Genomic DNA, 6,540 nt, shown 5'->3' with positions numbered 1-6,540 from the left:
AAATATGAATTCCAATACTGATTTTATAAGTCGACATCGTGCGAAATATTTTGAGATAAAGGAAATTATGTTGTTTCTTTTGATTTCTGCTCTTCTTACTATTCAGTATTGGAATTCATATTTGTCTGGGATGGAACTTTTAACAGGAAATTCATATATGCCATTTTTTTTATTAGCTTTTTATAATTGCAAATTTTTTCAGGCATATTTGTGGGAAGTTATATATTTAGTTAATATAGGATTTCTGAAAATATTATATATACTTACAGCTGGTTTACTTACTCATCGAACAATGAGGGAGTATTTATACAGTGGAATTAATTTAACAAATTCATATCAGGGGGCACTATGGATTGCAATAATTAGCATTTTAATGTATGTATTGCAGAAAATACTAAATGTTGATGTTTGGATGGGAAAGCTGCTAAAAAAGAATCTAAACATAATTTGGATAGTTTCTGCTATCGAATGTGGTATTCTATATTTGTTTTTCTATTTTTGCAATGGAATAATAGAAGAAAAGGCATTGATCATTGGTTTTATGGTTATTACAGCAATAATGCTGGTTTTAATGTTGGTTGCGATTCATTATTATATAAAGAATATTGATACAGAAAAGAATCTTTTAGAAGTAAGAAATAATATGATGGCAAGTCAGTATCAGCAACTAAATGAACATTATCGTGAATATCGCTGCTTAGTACATGATGAAAAATATATGATAAATTTTATAGAAGAATCTTTGAAAAGCGGTGACTTAGAAGAAATTCAGCAATTGTTGTGCAGGTGTAAGGAAAAATTTGTGAGAAAAGATTATTGGACGGGTATTTCCATTGTTGATCGAGTGATCACAATGGAAAAAAGAAAAATGGATGAACTAGATATAGATTTTTGCTTAAATGCTGAGGTTATGGATATTATTGTGGATGATATGGATTTCATTATTCTGTTTGAAAATTTGATTAATAATGCGATTGAAGCTGCTTCAAAATGTAAAGAGAAGCGAAAAATTGAATTAACGATGAAGAATGTGAATGATACGCTAATATTCAAGCTGTGGAATTCTAATAGCAAATTACCAAATAAAAAGGGAAAAAAGTTCCTGACGGATAAAATGGACACAGCTGGGCATGGATGGGGGATAGAGAGCGTGAAGCACATTGTTGAAAAATATAATGGAAGCGTACATTTTAGTTATGATGAAAGTTTTTTTGAAGTCGATATTATTATATGAAAGGGAAGAAAATGAAAAGTTATAAAACCATAACAGCATGTTTGCTTTGCGCTGCAATAACAGCAACGATGCCATCTTATGCCTGGGCTTCGGAGACGGATATTACTCTATTTTCTGACGGACAGACTGAGCTGACAGATGGCAACAGTACGATGGATACAGAGGATGTGGAAATAGCGGATGATGCAGTAAGTGATAATGAAAATACAGGAAATTTAACAGATTCATCTGAAGTATTTAATGCAGATGCAGAAAACGATGAAACAAAAGATAATCCCTCAGAAGTATTTTCTATTTTGCCGGATAAACTGGAATACGGTCATGTAGATAAATTTTATTCTGTACAACTGAAGTCTGACAGTGAAATGCCTGTGAAGTGGAAATTGTGCGGAGAGAATAAACTGCCAGATGGTTTTACTTTTTCCGAAGATGGAGTGCTCAGTGGAATGCCGAAGAGAATGGGATATTATTCCTTTGGAGTTCAGGCGGATAACGGAGAGCTGATTGTATACAAAAAAATCTCTTTTCAGATCAGAAGCAGGGAGAGAGAGGAGGTCCCTTACAGACTGGAGCTTCTGGATGATTATGATCAGGCAAAATTGGATTCGAATGAAGACCTGGGAGTGATTCCGGAAAGTCAAAGCAGCGATTATTCAGGAAAAGTACCTCTGATCAACACAGGAACCCAAACCTTGCATCCGGTATATGAAACAATAGAAGGGACTTATTTCAAATGTAAAGTAAGTGATAGGGAAGAGATTGAAACGCACACCTATTTGTGGGTGGAAGTGAGCCTTCAGAAGCAGCTCCCAAGGGGAACATATGAAGAAACAGTAACAGTTCATACAGAAGAAGGCGCATCTTGTGACATAAATCTGAAGCTGACCATAGGACCATCTTCGGACAAGGATTATGATTTAAAGCCGGAATATGACAGGATTTGGTTTACAGAGGATGAGGAGAGCTGGGAAGACTGGCCGAAAGGAATATATTTCAGAGTTACCGGACAGAAAGATACTACGGTTACAGTAGATGCTTCAGAACTGAGACATTTCGTATTTATGGATGAGGAAGGACTGAATGAAATTGATTCGGGACAGATTAAGCTGAAAGATTTGAAGCCAGGGCAGCAAGAGAGGCTTATGATCATGCCCAAACAGGAATACGGAGTTTATGATGAAGTGGTTTATCTTTGTGCAAATGACGGAAGCAGATATCCAATACATATAAAGATGGACAGAGAGAAACCGGACAAGACAGAGCATCTTCAGGTCACAGCAGACAAGACAGATTTTGGAACAAAGATATGGAAATATGATACACTGCCTAAAGCCTTATCTATGGAAGTGAAAAATGTCAGTCAGGAAGATATGACTCTGTATATAGATAAAAACAGTACTGAGTTTACAATAAGTATGCCATCCACAAGAACATTAAAAGCAGGAGAAACAGTTACCATAAATGTGCAGCCAAAAGAAAATCTGCCCACGGGCTGGCATTCCCTTGAACTTAAGGTTATGGGAGAGAATTCAGAAGGAAAAATATTCTGTAAATCAATATACTATCGTTTTGAGGTAAGTGATCAATACTTTTGCGGAGTAGTACCTTCTGAACTACAGACAATAAAACATGTAAATGGTGTGAAAAAAACACAGGAAGGATTAGGTCTGCCCGAATATATACATGTTTATGGAGCCGAGAAGAAAACAACTTTTGCTGTAGATGTGAAATGGGATGTTAAACACTGTGCTTATCAGAAAAACTGTAAAAAAGCACAGAAATTTGTAGTTATGGGAGAATTGATATTTGATGATCCTGAAACAAATGGCGACCATCTGGATACAACAGTAAAAATGCCGATAAAAATTGCCGCATATAAAAAACTTAATGCACCGCTGCTGGGGGAAGCCAGAACATATGACAACAGTAATATAGTTAGGGTTTGTATAGCAGAAGCTTCTGCACAAGCGCAGGGATATCAATGTGTATTGGTATCTGACAGGAAAAATCTTGCAAAACAAAAATTCGCAGCAGAAAAAAAGTTTAAAAATGTAAAAATGGGTACCTACATGACGCTTAAGCACATTCAGAAAGGAAAATATTATCTGTATTGCCGGGGATATAAGAAAAAAGCTAATGGCAGGCTGGAATATGGAGACTGGTCTAAAGTACAGAAAGTAGAAATCAAAAAAAGATGCCGGGTACACCAAAGACAGTCCTGATCGGCAGTGATGCTTCATAAATTTGTGAAATCCGGAGAAACATTCTTGACAAGAAAGCCTTTTTTCATTATAGTAGAATCCAGAAAAAGGCTGTGAAAAAGAGGAGTAGGCGGTAATGCCCCACAGAGAGGGAAGCTTATAAGCTGGAAGGTTTCCCGGGAACAGAAGCGCTGAAGGTAGCTTTGGAGCCGGGAGGCTGAAGTGAGTGGTATGACAGTGTTAAGGTTCATATGCGCCCATGGTAGGCTTTCACGTATCCCGCGTTAAGGGAATGAGAGATAAACTAAGGTGGTACCGCGATCTATGTCGCCCTTTGCACGTATAATGCGTGCAGAGGGCGTTTTTTATCGTTGACTGCTTACAGCGGAGTGATCCGCAGATGCTTTTATTAAAGATATAGAATATCAGGAGGACATTATGAGCAAAGAACTTGCAAAAACTTACGATCCTAAGGGAATCGAAGAGCGTCTTTACACAAAATGGATGGATAATGGATATTTCCATGCAAAAGTAAACCCGGACAAGAAACCGTTTACTATTGTTATGCCGCCGCCAAACGTAACCGGCCAGCTTCACATGGGACATGCGCTGGATGAAACCATGCAGGATATCCTGATCCGTTTCAAGAGAATGCAGGGCTATGAAGCATTATGGCAGCCGGGAACTGACCACGCAGCGATCGCTACAGAGGTTAAGGTTATCGACAAGCTGAAAAAAGAAGGTATTGACAAACACGATATCGGTCGTGAGGAATTCTTAAAGCATGCATGGGCATGGAAAGAGGAGTACGGCGGAAAGATCATTAATCAGTTAAAGAAACTGGGTGCTTCTGCAGACTGGGAGAGAGAACGTTTCACAATGGATGAGGGATGTTCCAAGGCAGTGCAGGAAGTATTTATCAAATTATATGAAAAAGGCTATATCTACAAAGGTTCCAGAATCATCAACTGGTGTCCTGTATGCCAGACTTCCATCTCTGATGCAGAGGTTGAGCATGAGGATCAGGACGGATTTTTCTGGCACATTAATTACCCGATCGTAGGGGAAGAGGGACGTTTCGTAGAGATCGCAACTACTCGTCCGGAAACTCTGCTGGGTGATACTGCTGTTGCCGTAAATCCGGAAGATGAGCGTTACAAAGATCTTATCGGCAAGATGCTGAAGCTTCCTCTTACAGACAGAGAAATCCCGGTGATCGCTGATGAATATGTAGATAAGGAATTCGGAACAGGCTGTGTAAAGATCACACCTGCTCATGACCCTAACGACTTCGAGGTTGGACGCCGTCACAATCTGGAAGAGATCAACATTATGAATGACGATGCGACCATCAACCAGCTTGGCGGAAAATACGCTGGTATGGATCGTTATGAAGCACGTAAGGCAATGGTAGCAGATCTGGAAGAGCTTGGACTTCTGGTAAAAGTAGTTCCTCACAACCACAGCGTTGGAACCCATGACCGCTGCGGTACAACCGTAGAGCCTATGATCAAGCCACAGTGGTTTGTAAAGATGGACGAGATGGCAAAGGCAGCAATTAAAGCACTGGACGACGGAGATCTGAAATTCGTTCCGTCACGTTTTGACAAGACATATCTGCACTGGCTTGAGAATATCCGTGACTGGTGTATTTCCAGACAGTTATGGTGGGGACATAGAATCCCGGCTTATTACTGTGATGAGTGCGGTGAAGTAGTAGTTGCCAGAGAAATGCCAGAGAAATGCCCGAAATGCGGATGCACACATCTTCATCAGGATGAGGATACACTGGATACCTGGTTCAGTTCTGCATTATGGCCATTCTCCACACTTGGCTGGCCGGAGAAAACACCGGAGCTGGAATATTTCTATCCGACAGACGTACTGGTTACAGGATATGACATTATCTTCTTCTGGGTTATCCGTATGGTATTCTCTGCTCTGGAGCAGACAGGAGAGGTTCCGTTCCATCATGTACTGATCCACGGTCTGGTACGTGACTCCCAGGGACGTAAGATGAGTAAGTCTCTTGGAAATGGTATCGACCCTCTGGAAGTTATTGATAAATACGGCGCAGATGCACTTCGTCTTACTCTGATGACAGGTAATGCACCTGGAAATGATATGCGTTTCTACTGGGAAAAGGTAGAAGCAAGCCGTAACTTTGCAAACAAGATCTGGAATGCTTCCCGTTTCATTATGATGAACCTGGAAGGCAAGACAGTAACTGAACCTGAGAACTTAAATAATCTCTGTGCAGAGGATAAATGGATCCTGTCTCACTTAAATACAGTGATCCGCGAAGCTACAGAGAATATGGAAAAATATGAACTTGGTATTGCAGTACAGAAGGTTTATGACTTCCTGTGGGATGAGCTTTGCGACTGGTATATTGAGATGGCAAAGGTTCGTCTGTGGAAGGCAGAGGAAGATCCGAAGGCTGCAAACGATGCACTGTGGACATTAAGAACAGCACTGACAGAAGGTCTGAAGCTTCTTCATCCATATATGCCGTTTATCACAGAGGAAATCTACTGCACACTTCTTCCTGAAGAAGAGTCTATTATGATCTCCGAATGGCCGGTATACAGAGAAGAGAGAAACTTCCCGGACGCTGAGAAAGCAATCGAGGGCTTCAAGGAGGTTGTAAGAGGTATCCGTAATACCAGAACAGAAATGAATGTTCCAAACAATCGCAAGACAAGCCTGCATATCGTTGCAAAGGATGCGGATACAGCAGCAATGTATGAAAACAGCAAGAAATCCTTTGTAAATCTTGCATTTGCAAAAGAGATCCTGGTACAGACAGACAAGAATGGAATCAGCGAGGATGCAGTTTCCGTAGTTGTTTCCAATGCGGTTGTATATATGCCGTTGGAAGACCTGATCGACAAGGACAAAGAGATCGAGCGTCTTACAAAAGAAACAGAACGTCTCACAAAAGAGATTGCAAGATGCGAAGGTATGCTGAATAATCCAAACTTCGTAAACAAGGCACCTGCTGCCAAGGTGGATGCGGAGAAGGATAAGCTTGCGAAATACAAAGAAATGATGGATAAGGTTAAAGGACAGTTAGAGCAGTTACAGAAATAAGGGAGTGCTTAG

Annotated in this window: 3 protein-coding genes and 1 other annotated feature; all 3 genes read left to right on the top strand. The window is 40.3% G+C overall.

The window, feature by feature from the left end:
* A partial coding sequence (locus H8Z82_RS12340) for an ATP-binding protein (RefSeq protein WP_207724667.1) occupies positions 1–1,234 on the top strand: 1,234 nt, incomplete at its 5' end.
* An 11-nt stretch (positions 1,235–1,245) separates the two neighbouring features.
* Complete coding sequence (locus H8Z82_RS12335; RefSeq protein WP_186995269.1) at positions 1,246–3,456, top strand: hypothetical protein; 2,211 nt, start codon at positions 1,246–1,248, stop codon at positions 3,454–3,456.
* Positions 3,457–3,539: 83 nt separating this feature from the next.
* Positions 3,540–3,773: a binding site (T-box leader), on the top strand.
* Between the two features lie 100 nt (positions 3,774–3,873).
* Entirely contained in the window at positions 3,874–6,528 is a 2,655-nt protein-coding gene (locus H8Z82_RS12330; RefSeq protein WP_186995268.1) for a valine--tRNA ligase, read from the top strand.
* Positions 6,529–6,540: the final 12 nt, after the last annotated feature.

Origin of the sequence: Blautia difficilis (assembly GCF_014297245.1) — a bacterium.
In the GTDB taxonomy this organism is placed as follows: Bacteria; Bacillota; Clostridia; order Lachnospirales; family Lachnospiraceae; genus Blautia_A; species Blautia_A difficilis.
Note: the sequence above shows the minus strand (reverse complement) of the source record. Positions and strands in the feature narration are given on the sequence as shown.